Genomic DNA, 19,766 nt, shown 5'->3' with positions numbered 1-19,766 from the left:
GATGGCCTACCAGCTGCACGACCACCAGCGCTTCATCGAATTCCGCCTCCTCGGCGTCGTCCTCGGTGTCGACCTGCCCGGCGAGGAGTGGTATCGGCGCATCGTCGACCGCGGCCGCCTTCTCCTCGACGCCTCCGGCGTCGAACGGGTCGAGCCCGATGTGCTCTGGCTCGCCGGTTTCGCCCGCTCCGTCCAGCTCCACGGGCCGTTCCGGACCGCCGTCGTCGCCCCGTCGCCGCTCGTCTTCGGCACCTTTCGGCAGGCGCTGGCGTACCGCGGCGACCTCCCGCACCCGGCCCCCGTCGAGTTCTTCCAGGCCCGCGAGCCCGCCGTCGAGTGGCTGCTGCGGACCGGTGGGTCAGCCGCCGGCTGACGTTGCCAGCCCCGCCAGTTCGCGCGCCTTCGCCAGCGCTTCTGATGTCGCCTCGGCGAGGTCATCCACCTGCCGCTCCAGTTTCGGCTCCGTGAAGACGAACACGGCCCGCGCTGCCGGCCGGCCCGCGGCCCGCTCGACTGCCGCTGCATACGCCCCCGCCTGCAGCCGGTACTGCGGCATCACCCGCTCCACCTCCGCCGCGTCCCGCAGCCCGTCCGTCTTGTAGTCGACGATGACGAGCCCGTCCCGGCTGTCGAACAGGAGGTCGATGAACCCCTCGACGAGCACCCCGCCGAGTTCCGCCCCGACGTAGACCTCGCGCCAGTACCGGCCGCTGGCGACCGCCTCCTGCACCGCGGTTGACTCGAGCGCGTGCCGCGCGAGCCTCGCCACCTCATCCGCCCGGTCGGCGATGCCCTCGGCCTCCGCCTGCGCCGCTGCCGCCGCCTCGAGCCCCTCGCCGGTCGCCAGGTCGATGCCCTGCAGCACCGCATGCACCGCCCGACCGATGGACGTGCCGGCGCGCCCCTTCCGCCAGGGCTCGGCCGGCGTCGCCGGCGGCTCTTCCGGCTCCTCCGGCGCGCCGGGCGCGGCTGCGTGGGCGATCGCCGTCGCCGCTGCGACTGGCGCGGTCGCGCGCTTCGCTGCCGCGTCCCGCCGTTCGCGCCAGTCGTCGGCCGCCGGCACGGGCGGAGGCGCGCCGGGTGCGAGGCCAGCCGCCGCGATCTCGTTTGGCTCTGACGGCTGCCAGCGAACGAACGTCTCCGCCGGCGCGCCCTCCAGCACCGCCTCCACCCGTGCTGCCAGCGAACCGCCGTCGGTCCGCTTCGTCCGGTAGAGCGAGACCGCGAGCGCGTGCTGCACCCGCGTCGCCGCGACGTAGAACAGCCGCGCCGCCTCGGCCGCCTCGTGCGCCTCCTCCTCGGCTTCGACCGCGGCGAACCCGGCCGTTTCGAACGGCTGCTCTTTCGAACCGCAGCGCACCTCCGGCAGGCCGCCCGCGCCGTACGGCGGCCACCAGGTCCGCGCCGTCGCGCTCTGATTCGTTCCCGTCCCCAGCCCGGCGACGAACACGACCGGGAACTCCAGCCCCTTCGCGGCGTGGATCGTCATCACCCGCACCGCATCGTCGTCCGGCTCCGGTGCAATCGCCTCGTTCACCCGCACGCCCTCGTCCTGCTGCTGCTCGAGCCACGCCGTGAACTGCCGCAGCGTCGCGACCGCGCCGCGGACCGTCAGCGCCCGCGCCTGCTCGGCGATGATCCGGTAGCGCCGCCAGGTCTCGCGCGGCCGCGTGTCGCCCAGCGCCTTCAGCAGCAGGTGCGATTCCGCAATGAGCCGCTCGATGAGCCCCGTCGGCGAGAGCGTCCACCGCTCCCGGTGCCACGCCGCCAGCTGCGCCATCGCCCGCCGCACCCGTTCCGGGCTCCCGTCCGGCGCCGGCTTCCCGTACGACCACCGCCCGCCGGCCGCCGCGTGCTCCGCCAGCTCCCGGTCCGTGCAGGCGAACAGCGGCGATCTCAGCGCTGCCACCAGCGCGATCTCGTCCGTCGGGTCGTCGATCGCCGTCAGCACGTTCAGCAGGTCCCGCACCTCCTCCGCCGCGTACAGCAGCGACTGGCTCTCGATGCGGTACGGGATGCCCCGGTCCGCCAGCGCCCGCTCGAGCGCCGGCAGCGCGGTGCGCCGCGGCAGCAGGATGGCGATGTCTTCGAAGCGCGTGCCGCCATCGCGCCCGCCCCAGTTCTCCGCGCGCGCCTGCAGCACGCCGAGCGCGATGTCCGCGGCTTCGCGCTCCTGGACTTCGGCCGCACCTGCTCCCTCCACGAGCCCGCCGAACACCCGGACCGGCTCGCCGGGCGGCGCCCCCGGCCTTGCCTCGAGGTCGATCCACCCGGCCTGCACCGGGGGCTCGTGCGCTTCGAACATCCGCCGGCACACCCCGTTCACCCACGTGATGACGGTCTGCGCCGAGCGGAAGTTCGTCACCAGCTGCAGCTCCTGCGCCCCGAAGGCGCCCTTCGCCTGCTCGTAGATGCGGATGTCTGCCCGCCGGAAGCGGTAGATCGACTGCTTCGGGTCGCCGACGAAAAACAGCCGCCCGGGTGCGACAGTTGTCGCCCGCCAGTCCGCCGGCTGGCCGGGGTCAGCTGCGATGAGCGCGGCGAGCTCGACCTGCAGCGGGTCGGTGTCCTGGAACTCGTCGATGAGCACCTGTCCGAACTGTCCGTGCACCGCCCGCCGCGCCTCAGCGTCCTTCCGCAGCAAATCGGTCGTCAGCACGAGCAGGTCGTGGAACGTCAGCCGGCCGCGCCGCCGCCGCTCGTCTGCGTAATCGAGCGCGAACGTCTGCACCGCGGGCAACACCCGCTCCAGCGCCCACCGCCGCACCTCCGCCAGCCAGGCGTCCCACCCCTCTCCGACTGGCCGGAACGTGCCCTTTCGGCCGGCGTTCAGCGGAATCTTCACCCGCGCGGCCAGCGTCAGCAGCTCGGCCAGCCGCGCCTCCCCTTTGGCCGCGCTCGCCGCCTGGACCTGCCCGTACGCCTGCTCCAGCCTCCCGGCGACCTCCTGCAGCCTGTCGAATGCCGGTTGGAAGCTGTCGGATTGCCCGTCCCGGTTCACACCGTCGAGGAGGCGGCGCAGCGGCGGCTCCCAGTCCGGCTCGGCAGCCGGCGGCTCGAACGTCGCGCCGCGGAGCCGGTCCCAGTTGCGCGCGAACTCCCGCGCCAGGCCGCGGAGGTGCCTCGGCTGCAGGCCCAGCGTGTACGCGGTCATCACCGCCGTCCGCGTCGCGTCGCTCTGCTCCACATCATCGAGGAACCGGCGGACAGCCTCCCGCAGTTCCAGCTCCTCCTCCGTCCCATCCAGCACGTCGAACTCCGGCGGCAGGCCCGCCTGCACCGGGTGCGCGGCCAGCAGCTTCCGCGCGAACGCATGAATCGTCTGGAACGACGCGCCGTCGAGCCCGGCGATCGCCGCCCGGCACCGCTCCCGCTCCTCCGGGCCGAGGTCGGCATACTCGCCGTCGCCCGCCGCCGCCCGCTCGAGCCGCTCCCGCACGCGGTCGGTCAGCTCGGCGGCCGCCTTCTCGGTGAACGTGATCGCGGCGATACGGTCGATGGGCATCCCGCCGGCGACCAGCGCGACGATCCGCCCGACCAGCGCCGTCGTCTTCCCCGCGCCCGCCGCCGCCTCCACGAACAGCGTCTCGGCGGTCTCCCGGGTCACCCGGTCCCGCGCCGCGGCATCTGGCAGCGTCATGCTTCGCCCTCCGTCTCGCCGTCGCCGCCTTCGCGCAGCACCGCGCGGCGGAATTCCGCGAGCCGGTCGTCCTGCTTCCACCGCTCCCAAAGCCGGTCCCGGTCGCGCTTCGGACACACCCGGTCGAAGGGGCAGAAGCCGCAGTTCTCCCATCTGCCCCATGCCGGCTTCCCCGGCACCGCCGGGTAGATGCCCCTCTCCCGCAGCCGCAGCGCCTCCCGCACCACGGTGCGGAACTCGTCCTCCGCCGTTTCGTCGAGCACGACCTCCCGCCGTTCGAACTTCCCCTCCTCAGAGATGAACCAGTAGAGCGCGCGCACCGGCGTCCCCGGCTGCTCCCGCGCCGCGAGCGCGTAAATCGGCAGCTGCAGCAGCCAGCCGCCCTTCTCCTTCGCCAGCGGCGAATCCTTCGCTTGCCTGTACCGGTCGGCCTTCCCGGTCTTGTAGTCGATGACCACCAGCCGACCGTCATCGCACACATCGACCCGGTCGGCCTTCCCGCGGAACCCGACGCGCATCCCCGGCTCGATGTCGAACGCGACCTGTCGACCGGCCTTCCCCCCGAACGCCAGCTCTGCGTCGCGGATGCTCGCCCCGGTCCCGGCGCGCCACGCTTCGTCTTCGTCGAGGAACCGCGCGAGGTCCTGCCGAAGCCGCTGCTTCGTCGCGGCCCAGCTCGCCGGCCGCCCGGTCACCCCGCGCTGTTCGTAACCCGCGAACGCCTCGTCCGCGATGGTCATCAGCAGCGCCCGCTCCGCGTCCGACCACTTCCCGGCAATGGTGTCCGTGCCCCGCCGCGCCTTCACCTCGTTCACGAAGCGCTCCAGCACCTCGTGCACCAGCGAGCCACGCTCGGCCGGGTCGATGGCGTCGAGGTCTTCCGGCCGCTCGACCTCGGTCACGCGCAGCTCGTGCGCGAGGAAGTAGCGGAACGGGCAGCTCGTCAGCGTTTCCAGCGCGCTCGCCGAGCGTTCGAACCCGGGTTCCAGCGCCAGCGGCAGCGCCTCCCCGCTCCATGGCCCCAGCGCCGCTGGCGCGGGGGCAGCTGATGCCCGCGCCCGTTCGGCCCGCGCGCGGATGCCGTCGAGCGCGCCCCGTTCGGCCAGGAGCGGATGTTCCAGGGGCGCGGAGCCGGCCCGCACGACCTCAGCAAGGTCCCGCTCCTGCGCGTCGGCGAACGCGTCCCCGCGCTGCACCCACGCCGCGAACGAATCGACGCACGTCAGCCAGCCCGGCCGGTCAGCCGGCTCCCGCAGCCATGCCTCCAGGTCGCGCACGTAGACCGGGCTGCCGTGCAGCCGCGCCGCCGCCTCGAAGAACCACGCCGAGGGCTGCGCCGGCCGCTGATCGCGGAGCGAAACGCGCGGCGCGGTCGCGGTGCAGCTCCCGGCCATCGCCGCCGCCGCGAGATACGCCCGCCGCGCGGCGAGCACGCGCTCCGCTGCCGAGGGCACCGCCCCGTCCAGCTCGCGGCGCAGCCGCTCCGGGAGCAGCGGGTCGTCCGACGGCTGCGGCGGGAACACCCGCTCCGCGAGCCCGAGCAGGAAGACGTGGTCGAACGCCATCCCGGCCGCCTCCTCGATGGTCCCGGCGAAGACGCCCTCGCCGAGCTTCCCGTGCCGGCCTGCCGGCACGTCGAGCGCCTCCCGGAGCGTCGCTTCGAAGGTCTCGAGCGGCACCTGGCTGCCGCCGGCGGGCAGGCCGGCGAACCCGTCGAGCACCCGCAGCGTGTCGTCGTAGGCCGCCAGCTCCGCCTCCGCCACATCGGCTGCCGGGGAGTCATCGCCCGGCGCGGCGGCGGCCAGCGCGTCGCGCGGCAGCCACTGGCGCACGGCCTCGGCCGCGATGCGGCCCCACGCGGCCATCGGCTTCCTGGCGCCGGGCTCGAGCGCCTTCGCCGCGCCCGCGACGAACGCGCCCATCCGCGCTGCCTCCTGCGCGCCGCGTTCGAGCCAGTCAGCTGCCTCCGGGTTCTCCGCCGCGCGGCCTCTGCGGGCTGCCCGCACCGCTTCCCCGGCGCGCCGCCACCCGTCGAGCCCGCGCACCACGCCGGCTTCGGCCGAGAGCGCATCCCACGCGTGCCCGGGAATCTCCCCCTGCTCGTCCCGCAGGGGCGCGGAGGTCACCCAGTCGGCCACGGCGTCCCGCCGCCAATCGAGCCGCGCTGCCCGCAGTGCGCCGAGGATTGCCCGGCCCGCCAGCGTATCCGCCAGCCGGCGCGGCCCGGCCCCGTTGTGCGGCGTCCCGCTCGCAGTCAGCCGTTCGTGCGCCAGCGCCGCGTACTGCTCGGCGTTGCCGTACAGGATGGCGATGCGGTGGAGCGGCTTCCCTCCCTCGGCGAGCCGCCACGCCTCGCGGATGGCGAACCGCACCTCTTCCTCCGGGTCCGGCAGGCTCGCCAGCCGCCCCGGCAGCCGGGGCAGGGGCGGCCCGGCATCGGCCGGGAGATCGACGCCGAGCAGCCCGCACCAGCGCCGCGCCTGCGCGTCGACGGCGGGGTCGCCCGTCATCCCGAGGATGACCGTCGCGCCGGCTGCCCGCGCCAGCCGCGCCAGCGCCGCCGTCATCCGGTCCGGCAGGTACCACACCACGGCCCCGCTCTCGCGCGTCCCCGGGTCGCCCTCCTCGAACGCCGCGGCCGCCTCTTCGACCAGGTCGTGGTCGTCGTAGAGGTCGCGCGCCGCCGCCTCGGCCGCCCGTACGACCCGGACCGCTTCCGCGACCAGCGGCTCGCCCCGCTCCTCGAGCCGGTCCAGCAGCTCGCCCGGGACTCCGCGCAGGTCCGCCGCCAGCGCCGCGAGCCGCCGGAGCGTCGCCGGGTGGTGCGCCACTTCGCCCAGCGGGCCCTTCGCGAGTTCGGCGGCGGCCCGCAGCGCCTCCAGCCACCGCCAGCGGCTCCGCGGCCGCATCCCCCGCGCCTGCAGCCGGGGCGCTGCCAGCAGCTCGGCGAACCGCTCCGCCACGAGGAACCGCACGTTCGCCGCCGCCTTCCGCGCCGCCAGCCACCGCCGCGTATCGAGCGCGACGAGATTCGACGCGACGACGACCGTCACCGGGGCCAGCGGGTCACCGCCTTTGAGCCCGGCGATGACCTCCGCCAGCGTCTCCCGCGCCCGGCCGCAGTCGACCGCGCGCAGCGTCACCTTCTGCCCGTCAGCTTCTTCGGTCAGCCTCACCCTTCCAGCATAGCCGCCATATGCGACAGCTCCCGTCGCGTCAGCCGCCGAGCATCCGCAGTGCGTACTCCATGTTCGCCTGCATGGAGGGCTTGATCTCCTCCCAGTGCGGGTCGTGCCGCTTCCCGCGCCGGTGCAGCATCAGGTTGAAGCCGCTGATGATGGCGAACTTGTACACGGCGAGCGCCTTGAACCAGCGGATGTCGCCCGGCTGGCCCCCCATCGCCTCCCAGTACCACGCCTCCAGCTCGTCCGCATGCGGCATCCGGCTGCCCCGGTCGTGCGCCCACGCCGCCGGGTCGCTGAATGCGCACACCCAGCCGAGGTCGTTCAGCGTCGGCCCCACGCCGCACAGCTCCCAGTCGATGACCGCCAGCAGCTCGCCCGCCGGCGAATACAGCAGGTTCGACCACTGGAAATCGCCGTGGTACAGCCCGATCGGCGCCTCGTGGGGAATCTTCTCGAGCAGCAGCTGCTTCACGCGCGGCTGCAGCGCCAGCAGCTCCTGCTCCGCTGCCCGCTCGTAGAACCGGTCCCACCGCGTCACGTCGAACTCGTAGCCCCAGAAGTCGCCGAGGTAGCCCAGCCGCTCCCGCGGCACGCGGTGGATGCCCGCCAGCGCCACCATCGCCTGCCGCGCCATGTCGCGCAGCTGCGCGTCGCTGAACTGGAGCGGATAGTCGTCCTTCAGCGTATCGCCCGGCAGCCGAGGCTGGACGAAGTACGGCAGCCCGAACCAGTCCGGCTCCGTCCCGGCCCACAGGATCGGCGCGTGCGGCACTCCCGTGCCTTCGAGCGCCCGGACTGCCGTCACCTGCCGCATCAGGTCGGCCGTCCCCTCCAGCTTCACTCCCGGCGGCGGCAGCCTGAGGAAGTACGCCCGCCGCTCCCCGTTCGAAAGCACGGCATCGAAGAAGTACGAAAACCCGGCGTGCCCCGGCCCCTTCTTCACGTTCTCGACCGCCGCTCCCGGGTCGCCCAGCTTCTCACGCACGAACGGCACGAGCCGTGCCTGCAGTTCGTCCAGTTCCATCGGTCCCTACCCGCCGTCGTTCCTTCGCCGGCAGCGCCGGCCCCGCCAGTCTGGCCGTTTCGCCTTCGCCCTGCAACGAAACGCCGGGGCTCGCGACGGGACCCCGGCGTCCGAACCACGTATGTGTCGGGCCTACTGCAGGCCGAAATCCCAGCCGTTGCCGGCCTTGAAGCTCTGCAGAATCCGCCGCGACACCACCATCCGGTGCGTCTCATCCGGCCCGTCGTAGATGCGCGCCGCGCGCGCATTCCGGTACATCGACTCGAGCGGCGTATCCCCCGAGACGCCGAGCGCCCCGTGGACCTGGATCGCCCGGTCGATCACGTTGTGGAGGATCTGCGCGCCGAAGAACTTGATGGCCGAGATCTCCACCCGCGCCTCGTCGCCCTGGTCGATCTTCTTCGCCGCCGAGAGCGTCAGCGCCCGCGCGGCCTGGATCTCCACGTAGCTGTCCGCGATCCAGTTCTGGACCGTCTGCTTCTCTGAGAGCGTCGAGCCGAACACTTCGCGCTTCAGCGAGTATTCGCACATCAGCTCGAACGCCCGCTGCATCTGGCCGAGCCACCGCATGCAGTGGTGGATGCGCCCCGGCCCGAGCCGCTTCTGGGCAATCCGGAAGCCGCTCCCCGGCTCGCCGAGCGTGTTCGTCACTGGCACGCGGACGTTCGTGTACCGGATTTCGCAGTGCGAACCCTCCACCTCGCCCATCACGGGCACGGGGCGCACGATCTCGAAGCCCGGCGTGTCCGTCGGCACCACGATCTGGGTGAATCGCCGGTGCGGCGGCTGGTCCAGCTCCGTCGCGCACATCACGATGGCGAACGTCGCGCCTTCGGCCTGGCTCGTGAACCACTTGTGGCCGTTGATCACCCACTCGTCGCCGTCCCGGACCGCCGTCGTCCGCAGGCCCGTCGGGTCCGCGCCCGAAACTTCCGGCTCGGTCATCGAGTAGCACGACCAGATCTCCCCGGCCACCAGCGGCTTCATGTACTTCTCCTGCAGCTCCTTCGTGCCGAACTGCCAGAGAATCTCCGCGTTGCCCGAATCCGGGGCCTGCGAACCGAACGCCAGCGGCGCGATCGGGCTCCGGCCGAGGATTTCGTTCATGTAGACGTAGGGCATGAAGCCGATGCCCATGCCGCCCGCCGCGGCCGGGAGGTGCGGCGCCCACATCCCCATCGACTTCGTGATCGCCTGCAGCTCTTTCATCTTCTCCCGGCCCGCGGCCGATTGCCGGGGATGGTTCGCGTGGAAGAACGGCTCGTTCGGGTAGATGTGCTCCGCCATGAAGGCCTTCACCTTCTCGCGGAGCTCCATGATCTCGGCGTCGCTCAGCTGTCGATCGCCTGCATGCGGATGGTCTGCAACGGACATGAGGGGCACTCCTCCGAAAAGTGGCGCTCGAACTCTACCGCGCCCCCGGCCCGTTCGCTACCGGCGCGCCGCGTCTGCGGCGGCTTCCTCCTCCCCCGCCGGGTGGTAGTGGTGCGCGTGGTGATGCCCCCGCCGGCGGTGTGCCCACCCCGCCACCAGCCCGTGGTTCGGCGCGAACACCAGCGCCAGCAGGAACAGCACGGTCGCCGTCAGCACGATCGTCGCGCCCGCTGCCGTCCCGAGGTGGTACGAAAGATAGAGCCCTGCGATCCCTGCCCCCATCGCCGTCAGCATGCTCAGCCCCATCATCCGCAGCAGCCGGTCCGTCAGCAGCCGCGCCGTCGCCGGCGGCGTCACCACCAGCGCCAGCACGAGGATGTTCCCGACCGTTTGCAGGCTCACCACGATCGTCGCCGCCACCAGCAGGAGCAGCAGCAGGTCCAGCGCGAAGACCGGGTAGCCGAGCGTCCGCGCCATCACCGGGTCGAACGACGCCAGCGTGAACTCCTTCAGCAGCGCCGCCACGATGAGCGCCACCGCCGCCGCGATGGCCGCCGTCACGATGACGTCCGTCATCGAAACCCCGAGGATGTTGCCGAACAGCAGCGAGCCGAGGTCGCGCCGGAACCCGCCCTGCCGGCTCAGGATGACGACGCCGAGCGCGAAAAACGCCGCGAAAATCACCCCGATCGCCGTGTCCTCGCTCACCCGCCGGCTCCGCGCCAGCAGCCCGATGCCCAGCGCCGTCAGCGTCCCGAACCCGAACGCCCCGACGAGGATGCTCTGCCCCGCGAGGTAGCTCAGCACCACCCCGGGAAACACCGCATGCGCCAGCGCATCGCCGATGAACGCCAGCCCCCGCAGCACCACGAAGCTCCCCACCAGCCCGCACAGCGCGCCGATGATGAGCACCTCGAGCATCGCCCGCTGCATGAAGCCATACTGGAGCGGTTCCGTCAGCCAGCTCATGGCGCCCGCTCGAAGACCGGCACCTGTTCGAACACCGCCACCTGCCCGCCGAACGCCGCCCGCAGGTTCGCCGGCGTGAACGTCGCGGCCGTCGGCCCGAACGCCACCATCCGCCGGTTCAACAGGAGCACGTGGGTCGTGGTCGCCCGCACCTCATCGAGGTCGTGCGTCGCCACCAGCACCGTCACGCCGGCCTCCGCGAACCGGTGGATTTGCGCATGGAACACCTCGCGGTTGCGCACGTCGACCCCGGTGAACGGCTCATCCAGCAGCACCAGCTCCGGCTCCTGCACCATGGCCCGTGCGAGGAAGATCCGCTGCTGCTGCCCGCCGGAAAACTGGCTGATGTGCCGGTCGCCCATCCCCTCGAGCCCAAGCGCCGCGAGCGCGGCATCCGCCGCCGCCCGTTCGCGCCGCCCCGGCCACCGCAGCCACCCGAGCGCCCGGTAGCGGCCCATCGCGACCACGTCGCGCGCCGTCACCGGGAAGTCCCAGTTCACCTCTTCCCGCTGCGGCACGTAGGCGATGCGCCCGGCGAACCGCCCGGCCGGCTGGCCGCCGAAGCGGATGCTCCCCGCCGAGAGCGGCACCGACCCCGCGATCGCCTTCAGCAGCGTCGACTTCCCGCTCCCGTTTGGCCCGATGAGCCCCACGACCGACCCGCGCGGCACCTCCGCCGTCACGTCGCACACCGCGAGGTTGTGGCCGTAGGCGACCGCCACCCCGTCGAGCGACAGGGTGCGGTCACCATCCGCCGGGTCGAGCCGCCGCGCAGCTATCGAAGCGCCTCCGCGATGAGCCGGGCGTTGTGCAGCAGCATGCCGTCGACGGTGTCGGCGCCGCTGCCGGCCGGCCCCAGCGAATCAGCATACAGCCCCGTCACCACCTTGACCCCGGTGTCCTTCGCCAGCTGCTCCGCGACCTTCGGGTCGATCTCCGCCTCGGCGAAAATCGCCTTCACACCCTCCGCCCGGATGAGATCCGTCAGCCGCGCCAGGTCCTGCGCCGAGGGCTGCGCATCCTTCGCCGTCCCCGGGATGATCGCGCCGACGATCTCGAAGTCGTACCGCCGCGCGAAGTACTGCAGCGACTCGTGGTTCGTCACGACTTTCCGGTTCGCCGCCGGGATCGGGTCGAGCAGCGCCCGGATCTCCCGGTCCGTCTCGTCCAGCTTCGCCGCGTAGGCCTCCGCCCGCGCTCGGTACTCCGCCGCGTTCGCGGCGTCGGCCGCGGCCATCGCCTCGGCGATGTTCCGCACCATCACCTTCACGTTCTCCGGGTCGTGCCACACGTGCGGGTCGCCCTCGTCGTGGCTGTGGTCATGGCCGTCATCCTTCTCGTCGTGCGCGTGGTCATCGCCCTCCAGCGGTGTAATCCCCTCGGTCACGACGACCACCTTCGCCTTCGTCCCCGAATTCTTGATGAGGGCGTCCAGCCAGTCGTCCAGCCCGATGCCGTTTTTCAGCACGAGCTGCGCGTCTTTCAGCCGCCGCGAATCCTGCGGCGAAGGCTCGTAGTCGTGGGCGTCCGCGCCCGCCTGCAGCAGGGTCACCACCTGCGCCCGGTCGCCCGCCACCTCCCGCGCGAGCGCGCCGATCTGCGTCGTCGTCGCGACCACCCGCAGGTGCCCGTCGCCCCCGTCGCTATCGCTGCCGCCGCAGGCCGCGAGCAGCGCGCCCCCGAGCACCGCCGCCGCGAGCACCGCCGCGAACCGGGTCAGTCTCCCGCGCATGCCGCACCTCCATGAGAGTGAGTATCAGTTCTGTCTACGATACGAAGTCTCACGACCGAAGGCAACCCGCCGCTCCTCCGCCGCGGTCAGCACTGGCTCGACCAGGGGGCGGCGCCGGCCGGCGGCTCCAGGAGACGCCGTCGCACGGTCAGTCTCCGCGCCGGCGGTTCGCGCCGTCGTCCACCCGGCGGGCGGTGTCGAGAACGTCAGACTTCGCGCGCGCAGCGTTCGCAGGATGCGGCGAGGTTCGCCCTGCAGCCGGTCCCGTCAGTCTCCGCGCGCGAAGAGTTCGCCCTGGGCCTGCCCGTCCGCAGCCCGGCCTGCCGTCCCCGTCCTCCCCCCATCGATCCGCACGACCTCCGCCCCGTTCGCCGCTGCGAACCGCCCCGGCTGGCAGGTCAGCACGACCACCTGCACCTCCCGCGCCAGGTCTGCCAGCACGCGCGCCATCTCTGTCAGCCGCCCCTCGTCGCTCCAGCCCAGCGCGTCATCGAGGAAGAACGGCACGCCGCCGTCGCCGGCCGCCGCCGCGCACGCCGCCCGGTGGAGCACGGCGAGCTGCTCCCGCGCCCCGACGCTCAGCTGCTGCACGTGGAGCCACGTCCCGCCGAGCCGCCGCCGCGCCGGTGCCAGCCCCGCGTCCAGCTCGACCGCGAAGTCGTCGCCGAACACGCGCCGCCCGAGTGCCGCGAGCCGCTCGCCGAGCAGCGGCCCGTACGCCTGCCGCGCCGCTTCGCGGTGCTTCGCCAGGGTCTCGGCGAGCAAGCGCGCTGCCCGCGCCCGCCGTTCGACGGTCTCCAGCCGCACCGTCGCCGCCTCGAGTTTGCTCCGCGACGCGTCGAGCTCCGCCTGCAGGGTGCCTTCCCCCTCGTGGCGGAGCGCGCCCCGCGCCTCCGCCACCCGGTCCTCGACGCTGCGCAGCTCCTTCCTCGCCGCCTCGAGCTCCCGCTCGACCTCCGCCGCTTCGGCGCCCGCGCCGGCCAGCTCCCGGAGCCGCTGCTCGGCGTCCCGCAGCTTCGCCTCGGCCTGCGCCGCTTCGCCCCGGGCCGCCGCGAGGTCGGCATCGAGGGCGGCCATCGGCCGCTCCGCCTCGGCCGCCGCCAGCGCGGCGCGCGCCTGCTCGAGCTGGCGTTCGAGCGCGGCGGCCCGTTCGTCCGCCGCCGCTGCCTCCCGCTCGGCCCGCGCAAGGGCGTCGCGCGCTGTGTGCACCGCCTGCTCAGCCTCCCGCAATGCGGACTTCGCGGCTGCGAGCTGCCGGTCGCCTGCTTCGCTGACCCGCCGCGCTTCGTCGAGCGTCGCCGGCAGCCCGCGCGCCGCATGCTCCGCCCGGTAGGCCGCCACGCGCTGGCGCGTTCGCTCGAGCCGCGCGGCGAGGTCCGCCCGGTCCGGCAGGTCGCGGAGCGCCTGCCGCATGACCCGGCTCGCGTCCTCGACCTCCCGCGCCGCCTCCCGCCGGCGCTGTTCCAGCTCCCGCGCCGCTTCGACGCTCCCGGCGCCCGCGGCGGCCAGCAGCCGGTCGAGCTGTTCCCGCTGCTCCTTGAGCCGCTGCTCGAGGAGCCCCTGGCTCTGCGACGGCCGCACGGTGACCGCGAACCCGCCCGGCAGCTCGATGCGCAGCTCTTCCGCTGCCTCGCGTGCGAGGAGGCCGCCCGCGAGCGTCTCGGGTTGCCCGTCGACGTAGACCGTCGCATCCGCCGGGCCCTCGACCTCCACTTTCGCCGTCACCGAGCGAAGCTGCGCTTCCGTCCTCGCCAGCGCCGTCGCGGCCGTTTCGATCTGGTCGAGCAACCCCGCATCGATGCGGCATCCTGCGAGGAACGCCTGCGCCGCGGCCTGCCGTTCGGCTGCTTCGTCGTACGCGGACAGCCGGTCCTGCATCTGGGCCCGCTGCAGCTCCTCCTGCAGGTGCGCATAATCGCTGGCAGCCAGCGCAGCCCCGCGCTCGAGTTCCTGCAGCCGCGCCCGCGCGGCCCCGGCGGCCTGTTCTGCCTCCGCGAGCGCTCTCCGCGCCGCGTCGACCGTGCCCTGCAGGTCCGCGGCCCGGGCGCGCGCGGTCTCGGCCTCCCCCGCGAGCCGCTCCGCCTCCCGGCGCGCGGTTTCCCGCCGCTTCACCTCGTCGTCGAGCCGCTCCCGCCGCGCCGTCGCCGCCGCAGCCTCCGTGCGCGCCAGCTCGGCCGCCTGCTGCGCCGCGCGGTATGCGTCAGCCTGCTCCGCCAGCTCCGCTGCCCGCCGCTCCAGCTCGCCGATCGCCTGCCGGAGTTCGACTGCCCTCGGCTCCAGCGCCTCGATCTCCCGCGCTCTCTCCTCGAGCGCCCGCAGCCGCCCTTCGAGCCGCTCCACCTCCTCGGCCGCGGCGCTCGCCTTCTCCCGCGCCTCCCGCAGCTCGCCCGTCTCCTGCCGGCGGCTGCCCGTGTAGTAGCGCTGCATCTCCTTCTGCGCCCGCTCGAAGAGGCTCTCCCCCGCGGGGTCCGTCCCGGCGCCGCCGTCCAGCGCCCGCAGCAGCGACGCGCTCGCCGCGAGGTCGCCCGCCATCGTGAGGCTCTCGCCCTGCAGCACCCGCAGCGCGCGGAACAGCCCGCTGTCGACGCCCGCCTCCAGCAGCCGCTTCGCCTCGTTGTGCGCTTCCCGCCCCGTGAGCTGGCGCCCGCCCGGCAGCCCCACCTCCAGCTCGGTCGCGCCCCGCCGTCCGAAGACCTTTCGGTAGCGGCAGCGCTGCCCGCCGAGGCTGAACTCCAGCTCTACCTCCGGGTCGGCGTCGCGTCCTTCCGGCCGGACCGCCCGCACCTCTTCAGAGTTCGACTCTGCCGTGAACTCGAACAGCAGCCCGATCGCCTCGACGATGCTGCTCTTCCCGGCTTCGTTCGGCCCCTCGATGACCAGCAGCCGGCCTTCAGGGAACGCGACCTCCGCCTCGGTGATGCCCCGGAAATTCCGCACGCGCACCCGGTGGTATCTCACGCCGGTGCCCCTCCGCGCGCCAGCCGGAACAGCAGCGTGAGCGCGTCGCTGGCCGCCGCCGCGTCAGGGCCGTCGTCGCTCGCCAGCCGGTCGAGCTCCTTGGCCGCGGCGCGCGCGAACCCCGCCAGTCCCAGCGCCTCCCACCCTTCGCCTTCTGCGCGCACGACGAAGTCCGCGTACCGCTCCCACGGCTCGACCGCCGCGAACGACTCCGCCAGCTCGTCGACCGCGGCCTCGATCGCCGCCCGCAGCTCGGGCCCGCCCGTGCCCCGCACCCGCAGCCGCAGCACGGTTCGCCGGCGCTCCGGAAGCCGGCCAAGCTCCTCCGCTGCGGCCCGGAGCTCCGCCCCGTCGTGCACCTCCCACGTCCGCTCGACGAACCGCCACCGGCCCACCGCCACGGGCGTCACCTCGCAGCGCCCGCCCTCGAGCGCGACCAGCAGCGCCTTCCCCGGCTCCAGCTCGTCATAATCGGTAGGCTCCGGCGTCCCCGAATACCACGCGCGCCGGTCCACGCCCGCGTCCGTCAGCGAATGCCGGTCGCCCAGCGCCGCGTACCCGATGCCGAACTCCCGGACCGCCCGCTCCAGCCATGCACGCGGCAGCGTCACGGCCGCATCCGGGGCCAGCTCCACCTGCCCGTGCGCCGCCAGTACCCGCTCGCCCGCCATCCCGCCCAGCGCCTGCACGGCGGCGAAGAACTCCGCTTCGCCCGGCGCCTGCTTGCTCCGCCACGGCACGCCGGCCAGCCACACCCCCGGCGCCGCCTCAACTGGCTCCGGCCCCAGCACGTGCACGTTCGCCGGCTTCCTCCGGGTGAACCGCTCCGATTCGTACACCGAGCCGGGCGCGAGGGCGTCGTGGTTCCCCGGCAGCAGGTAGAACGGCACGCCCGCGTCGCCCATCGCGTCCAGCGCCCGCCGCACGACGTCGCCCGGCACGAGGTTCGTCTCGAACACGTCGCCCGCCACCACGACGAACGCCGCGTCCCGCTCCCGCGCGGTCCGCCCCAGCGTCTCGATCGCTTCGATGCGAGCGTCGCTGAACCGCCCCTGCGCCTCCGCGCCGAGGAAGTGCCGGGTCATCCCCAGCTGCCAGTCCGAACTGTGCAGGAACCGGACCACGCGCGCACGATATCAGAACATCCGTGCGCCTGGCTATACCGTGGCGGCCTCCGCCGGCAGCAGCACCCGGAACGTCGTCCCCCGGCCTGGCCGGCTCGTCACCCGGATGATGCCCCGGTGCGCCGCCACCACGCCCGCGACCGCCGCCAGCCCCAGCCCCCGCCCCGCGAACTTCGTGCTGAAGTACGGGTCGAAAATCCGCTCCCGCGTCGCCGCGTCCATCCCGACCCCGGTGTCCGCCACTTCGATGAACCCGAACTGGCCCGGGACCGCCGCGGCGCAGCCGTGGCAGGTCGACCGCTGGCAGTTCCGCAGGTATCGCGTGGTCACGGCCTGCAGCCCGGTCCGGACCGTCAGCGTGCCGCTGCCGCTCATCGCTTCGCCCGCGTTGATGACGAGGTTGATCAGCACCTGCCGGATGCCGACGGCGTCGCCGACCACGACGACCGGCTCCCGGCTGAAGTCGGTCTGCACCCGCACGCCCGGCCCGAGCGCGCTCCGCAGCAGCTGGAGCGTCTCGCCCGCCAGCAGCGTCAGCTCCACCGGTTCGCGCGCGACCTCACCCCGCCCCGCGAAGCGCAGCATCTGCTGCACCATCTCCGCCGCCCGCCGCCCGGCCTCCCGGATGTCGTGCAGCGCCAGCCGCGCCGGCGACTCCTCACCCGTCACCTGCAGGCCGAGCTCCGCGTTCCCGAGGATCGTCGCGAGGATGTTGTTGAAGTCGTGCGCCAGCCCTGCCGAGAGCACGCGGAGGCTCTCCAGCTTCTCCGCCCGCACGAGCGCCGCCTCCATCTCCAGCCGCTCCGTCGCGTCCCGCACGATGCAGGCCACCGCGCCTGCGCCATCCACCGTCACCGGGATGAGCGCGATCTCCGCCATGAACTCCTCGCCGTCCGCCCGCACCGCCGGCACTGCGCCGCGGTCGGCCATCCCCCGCGCGCTCACCGCCGTCGCGAAGAACTCGGTGATGTTCCTCGCGTGCTCATCGCGGAGCCGGGCCGGGACGAACTCCTGCACCGGCCGTCCCGCCATCGTGCCTGCCGGGACCCGAAAGATCCGCTCTGCGGCCGGGTTCGCGTCGGCGACCCGCCCGTCCCGGCCCACCAGCAGCACACCGTCCGGCGACCCCGTGACGACCGCCTCCCGCCACGAGCCGCGCTCGCTCCGCGGGACCACCACCAGGTGCGGCATCGCATCACCGTCCATCGCGAAGCAGGATGATACGTTCCTGTAACCGTCCGTCATCGGGGAATTCCCTCGCACCCGAGTTTTGGGGATAACTTCTTCGTCAACCCTGCAATCGTTTTTGCGATTTGCCACGAAGTAATTCGCCTTACCCCAACGGCAGGGATTCTCCCGATACCCGGCCGCCGCCCGCGATTGCTGGAGTGGTGACGGCCGGGTGATGCCCATCTCCGGCACACCACCACAGGAAGCCGCCCCCCAATGTCCGACCGCCTCACCCAGCGCCTCCACATCGACCGCGCCGACCAGTCGCTCCGCCTCCGCTGGATCGGCATCACCGACCGCGAGACCGCCGCCGTCCGCCGCGCCGCCGGCATCATCCGTCCCCACGCCCGGGACGTCGTCCGCCGCTTCTACGACCACTCCTCCGCCTTCCCCGAGTGGCAGCGCAAGGTCCGCGAAGCCGGCTCCGACCGCTCCCGCCTCGAAGCGGCCCAGCTCGACTACCTCCTCCGCCTCCTCGATGCCAACTTCGACGACGACTACTTCGAACACCGCCTCCGCGTCGGCGCCGCCCACGCCCGCCTCCAGATCGAACCCCGCTGGAACCTCGGCAACTACGGCCTCTACGGCGACTTCCTCTTCCCGATCCTCGCCGCGAAGCTGAAAGGCCAGGAGCTCGCCGAGGCCATCAGCGCCATCATGAAGGTCTTCATCCTCGACGCCTCGCTGGCGGTCGAGACGTTCATCAGCGAAGGCGTCCTCGAAAAGCTCGTCGATATCCACGACACCCTCGGCCAGCCGCTCCAGAACCTCGGCAGCAACATCGCCCAGGTCGACCAGGCCACCCGCGAAATCGCCTCCGCCGTCTCCGATGTCGCCCGCGGCGCGGCCTCGCAGACCGCCACCATGTCGGCCCTCAACAGCGAAATCGACGCCCTCGGCCGGGCCAGCGGCGACGTCGCGCGCGCCGCCGCCGAGCAGTCCTCCGCCCTCGACGACGCCGTTCGCGCCACCGACGCCGTCCGCGCCGCCCTCGAACGCGCCCGGGACGCCGCCGCCGCGGCCCGCGAACGCGGCGACGCCTCCCTCGCCGAGGCCCGCGAAGGCACCGCCGCCGTCCAGCAGACCATCGAGGCCATGGGCGCCATCCGCGATACCGTCCGCCAGACCGCCGGCGAAATCGAAGACCTCGGCCGCCAGGGCTCCCAGATCGGCGCCATCGTGCAGGTCATCGACGACATCGCCGCCCAGACGAACCTCCTCGCCCTGAACGCGGCCATCGAAGCCGCCCGGGCCGGTGAACAGGGCCGCGGCTTCGCCGTCGTCGCCGAAAACGTCCGCTCCCTCGCCGAGCGCACCGCCGTCGCCACCAAGGAGATCGCCGCCCTCATCGCCGGCGTCCAGGGCGGCACCCAGCGCGCCGTCCGCGCGATGGAAGCCTCCATCGCCAACGTCGAAGAAGGCGCCGCCCGCGCCGAGCGCGCCGGCTCGGCCCTCGGCCGCATCGTCCAGGGCGCCTCGGCCGTCCGCGACGAAATCGAACGCATCAGCGAGGCCGCCGGGTCCGTCGAGGTCAGCGTCGGCACCCTCGTCGACGTGCTCGAGCGGGTCGCCGGCCTCGCCCGTGAATCTGCCGCCCGCGCCGCCGAGATGACCGCCGCCGCCGACCGCGTCCGCAACGCCGTGACCGATGCGTCCGCCACCGCCGAGCAGTCCGCTGCGGCCAGCCAGCAGGTCTCCGCCAGCGTCGAGGAGATCGCGGCCCAGGTCTCCGAAATCGCGCGCGAAACGCAGTCGCTCGCCGGCACCACCGCCGAGCTCGCCGCCTTCATCGCCCGCTTCGGCACCCTCGCCCACAACTCGCGCGGCGAAACCTTCGTGCTCCGCCAGGCCGCGGCCGCGGCCTGACCGGCGCCGCTTCAGCAGCCGGCCGGCGGTCGCTCCCTCACGCTTTCCCCCATCGCTCCCGACCGCCGGCCGGCCCCCTCCGCCGGGGCCGTTCGGCCGTGCCCGCCATCAGGGTTTCCCCCTACCCTCCAATCGATTCCTTCGATGCCCGAAACGCTGACCCCGCAGCTCGAACTCCTTCCCCCGGCACGGCGGCTCCTCCTCCTCGGCCTCAAGCAGCTCGGCGAGTCCGATGCCGAAGCCCTCGCCGCCGTCGCCTACCTTTCCGTGCCGGCGGTCCGCGCGCACCTCGCCGGCCTCGCGAAGCTCGGGCTCGTCACCATCCCCCGCCGGCCCGAAGGCCCCGGACGTCCCCGCAACCGCTACGCCCTCACCCCCCGCGCCGAATCGCTCTTCCCCCAGGGCTACGCCCGCATCGCGAACTGGCTCCTCGAAGCCGCCGAGCGCGACCCCGCCATCCGCCGTCCGCTCTTCCGCGCCCTCGTCGAAGCCCGCCTCCAGCAGGCCGCCGAGGCGTTCGATGCCCCCGCCCCGGCGGGCCGCGTCGAACAGCTCGCCCGCGTGCTCGAGCAGCTCGGCTACTACCCCGTCCTCGAAACCATCCCCGGCTCGAAGTGGCGCCTCACCCTCCGCCACTGCCCCTTCTTCGAGGTCGCCCGCGAGC

Annotated in this window: 13 protein-coding genes; 3 read left to right on the top strand and 10 right to left on the bottom strand. The window is 73.2% G+C overall.

Going from position 1 to position 19,766, the window contains the following annotated elements:
* The first annotated feature begins 1 nt into the window (after nucleotide 1).
* Entirely contained in the window at nucleotides 2-373 is a 372-nt protein-coding gene (locus tag N2041_RS12000; RefSeq protein ID WP_297678827.1) for a hypothetical protein, read from the top strand.
* On the opposite strand, the gene N2041_RS11995 is transcribed toward N2041_RS12000, so the two are convergent.
* The 10 genes from N2041_RS11995 to N2041_RS11950 all read right to left on the bottom strand — a co-directional run bounded on the left by N2041_RS11995 (nucleotide 359) and on the right by N2041_RS11950 (nucleotide 17,212).
* The gene (locus N2041_RS11995) at nucleotides 359-3,640 is read right to left on the bottom strand and encodes an exodeoxyribonuclease V subunit beta (RefSeq protein ID WP_297678826.1); all 3,282 of its coding nucleotides are present in this window, start codon (nucleotides 3,638-3,640) and stop codon (nucleotides 359-361) included. The genes N2041_RS12000 and N2041_RS11995 overlap by 15 nt on opposite strands.
* A complete protein-coding gene (locus tag N2041_RS11990) occupies nucleotides 3,637-6,816 on the bottom strand; it encodes a PD-(D/E)XK nuclease family protein (RefSeq protein WP_297678825.1) in 3,180 nt (1,059 codons plus the stop codon). Before N2041_RS11990 ends, N2041_RS11995 begins: the two co-directional genes overlap by 4 nt.
* Before the next feature lie 40 nt (nucleotides 6,817-6,856).
* A complete protein-coding gene (locus tag N2041_RS11985; RefSeq protein ID WP_297678824.1) occupies nucleotides 6,857-7,849 on the bottom strand; it encodes a phosphotransferase family protein in 993 nt (330 codons plus the stop codon).
* Nucleotides 7,850-7,981: 132 nt separating this feature from the next.
* Nucleotides 7,982-9,223 (bottom strand): acyl-CoA dehydrogenase family protein, encoded by a 1,242-nt coding sequence (locus N2041_RS11980; RefSeq protein WP_297678823.1) that lies wholly within the window; start codon nucleotides 9,221-9,223, stop codon nucleotides 7,982-7,984.
* 57 nt (nucleotides 9,224-9,280) lie between these two features.
* Nucleotides 9,281-10,192: a metal ABC transporter permease gene (locus tag N2041_RS11975; RefSeq protein ID WP_297678822.1), complete on the bottom strand. Its 912-nt coding sequence runs from the start codon at nucleotides 10,190-10,192 to the stop codon at nucleotides 9,281-9,283.
* Nucleotides 10,189-10,914 (bottom strand): metal ABC transporter ATP-binding protein, encoded by a 726-nt coding sequence (locus N2041_RS11970; RefSeq protein ID WP_297678821.1) that lies wholly within the window; start codon nucleotides 10,912-10,914, stop codon nucleotides 10,189-10,191. The genes N2041_RS11975 and N2041_RS11970 overlap by 4 nt, the downstream gene beginning before the upstream one ends.
* 53 nt (nucleotides 10,915-10,967) lie before the next feature.
* Nucleotides 10,968-11,924: a zinc ABC transporter substrate-binding protein gene (locus N2041_RS11965; protein WP_297678820.1), complete on the bottom strand. Its 957-nt coding sequence runs from the start codon at nucleotides 11,922-11,924 to the stop codon at nucleotides 10,968-10,970.
* A 267-nt stretch (nucleotides 11,925-12,191) separates the two neighbouring features.
* Complete coding sequence (locus N2041_RS11960; RefSeq protein WP_297678819.1) at nucleotides 12,192-14,882, bottom strand: AAA family ATPase; 2,691 nt, start codon at nucleotides 14,880-14,882, stop codon at nucleotides 12,192-12,194.
* Nucleotides 14,879-16,006: a metallophosphoesterase gene (locus tag N2041_RS11955; RefSeq protein WP_297678818.1), complete on the bottom strand. Its 1,128-nt coding sequence runs from the start codon at nucleotides 16,004-16,006 to the stop codon at nucleotides 14,879-14,881. Before N2041_RS11955 ends, N2041_RS11960 begins: the two co-directional genes overlap by 4 nt.
* A 33-nt stretch (nucleotides 16,007-16,039) precedes the next feature.
* Nucleotides 16,040-17,212, bottom strand: a complete 1,173-nt coding sequence (locus N2041_RS11950; protein WP_297678817.1) for an ATP-binding protein — start codon at nucleotides 17,210-17,212, stop codon at nucleotides 16,040-16,042.
* A 240-nt stretch (nucleotides 17,213-17,452) separates the two neighbouring features.
* On the opposite strand from N2041_RS11950, the gene N2041_RS11945 reads away from it, so the two are divergent.
* Nucleotides 17,453-19,102 (top strand): globin-coupled sensor protein, encoded by a 1,650-nt coding sequence (locus tag N2041_RS11945; RefSeq protein WP_297678816.1) that lies wholly within the window; start codon nucleotides 17,453-17,455, stop codon nucleotides 19,100-19,102.
* Nucleotides 19,103-19,246: 144 nt separating this feature from the next.
* The coding region (locus N2041_RS11940) for a hypothetical protein (protein ID WP_297678815.1) at nucleotides 19,247-19,766 on the top strand (520 nt) is incomplete at its 3' end.

The sequence above is a fragment of the Tepidiforma sp. genome (assembly GCF_026419595.1).
GTDB lineage: Bacteria > Chloroflexota > Dehalococcoidia > Tepidiformales > Tepidiformaceae > Tepidiforma.
Note: the sequence above shows the minus strand (reverse complement) of the source record. Positions and strands in the feature narration are given on the sequence as shown.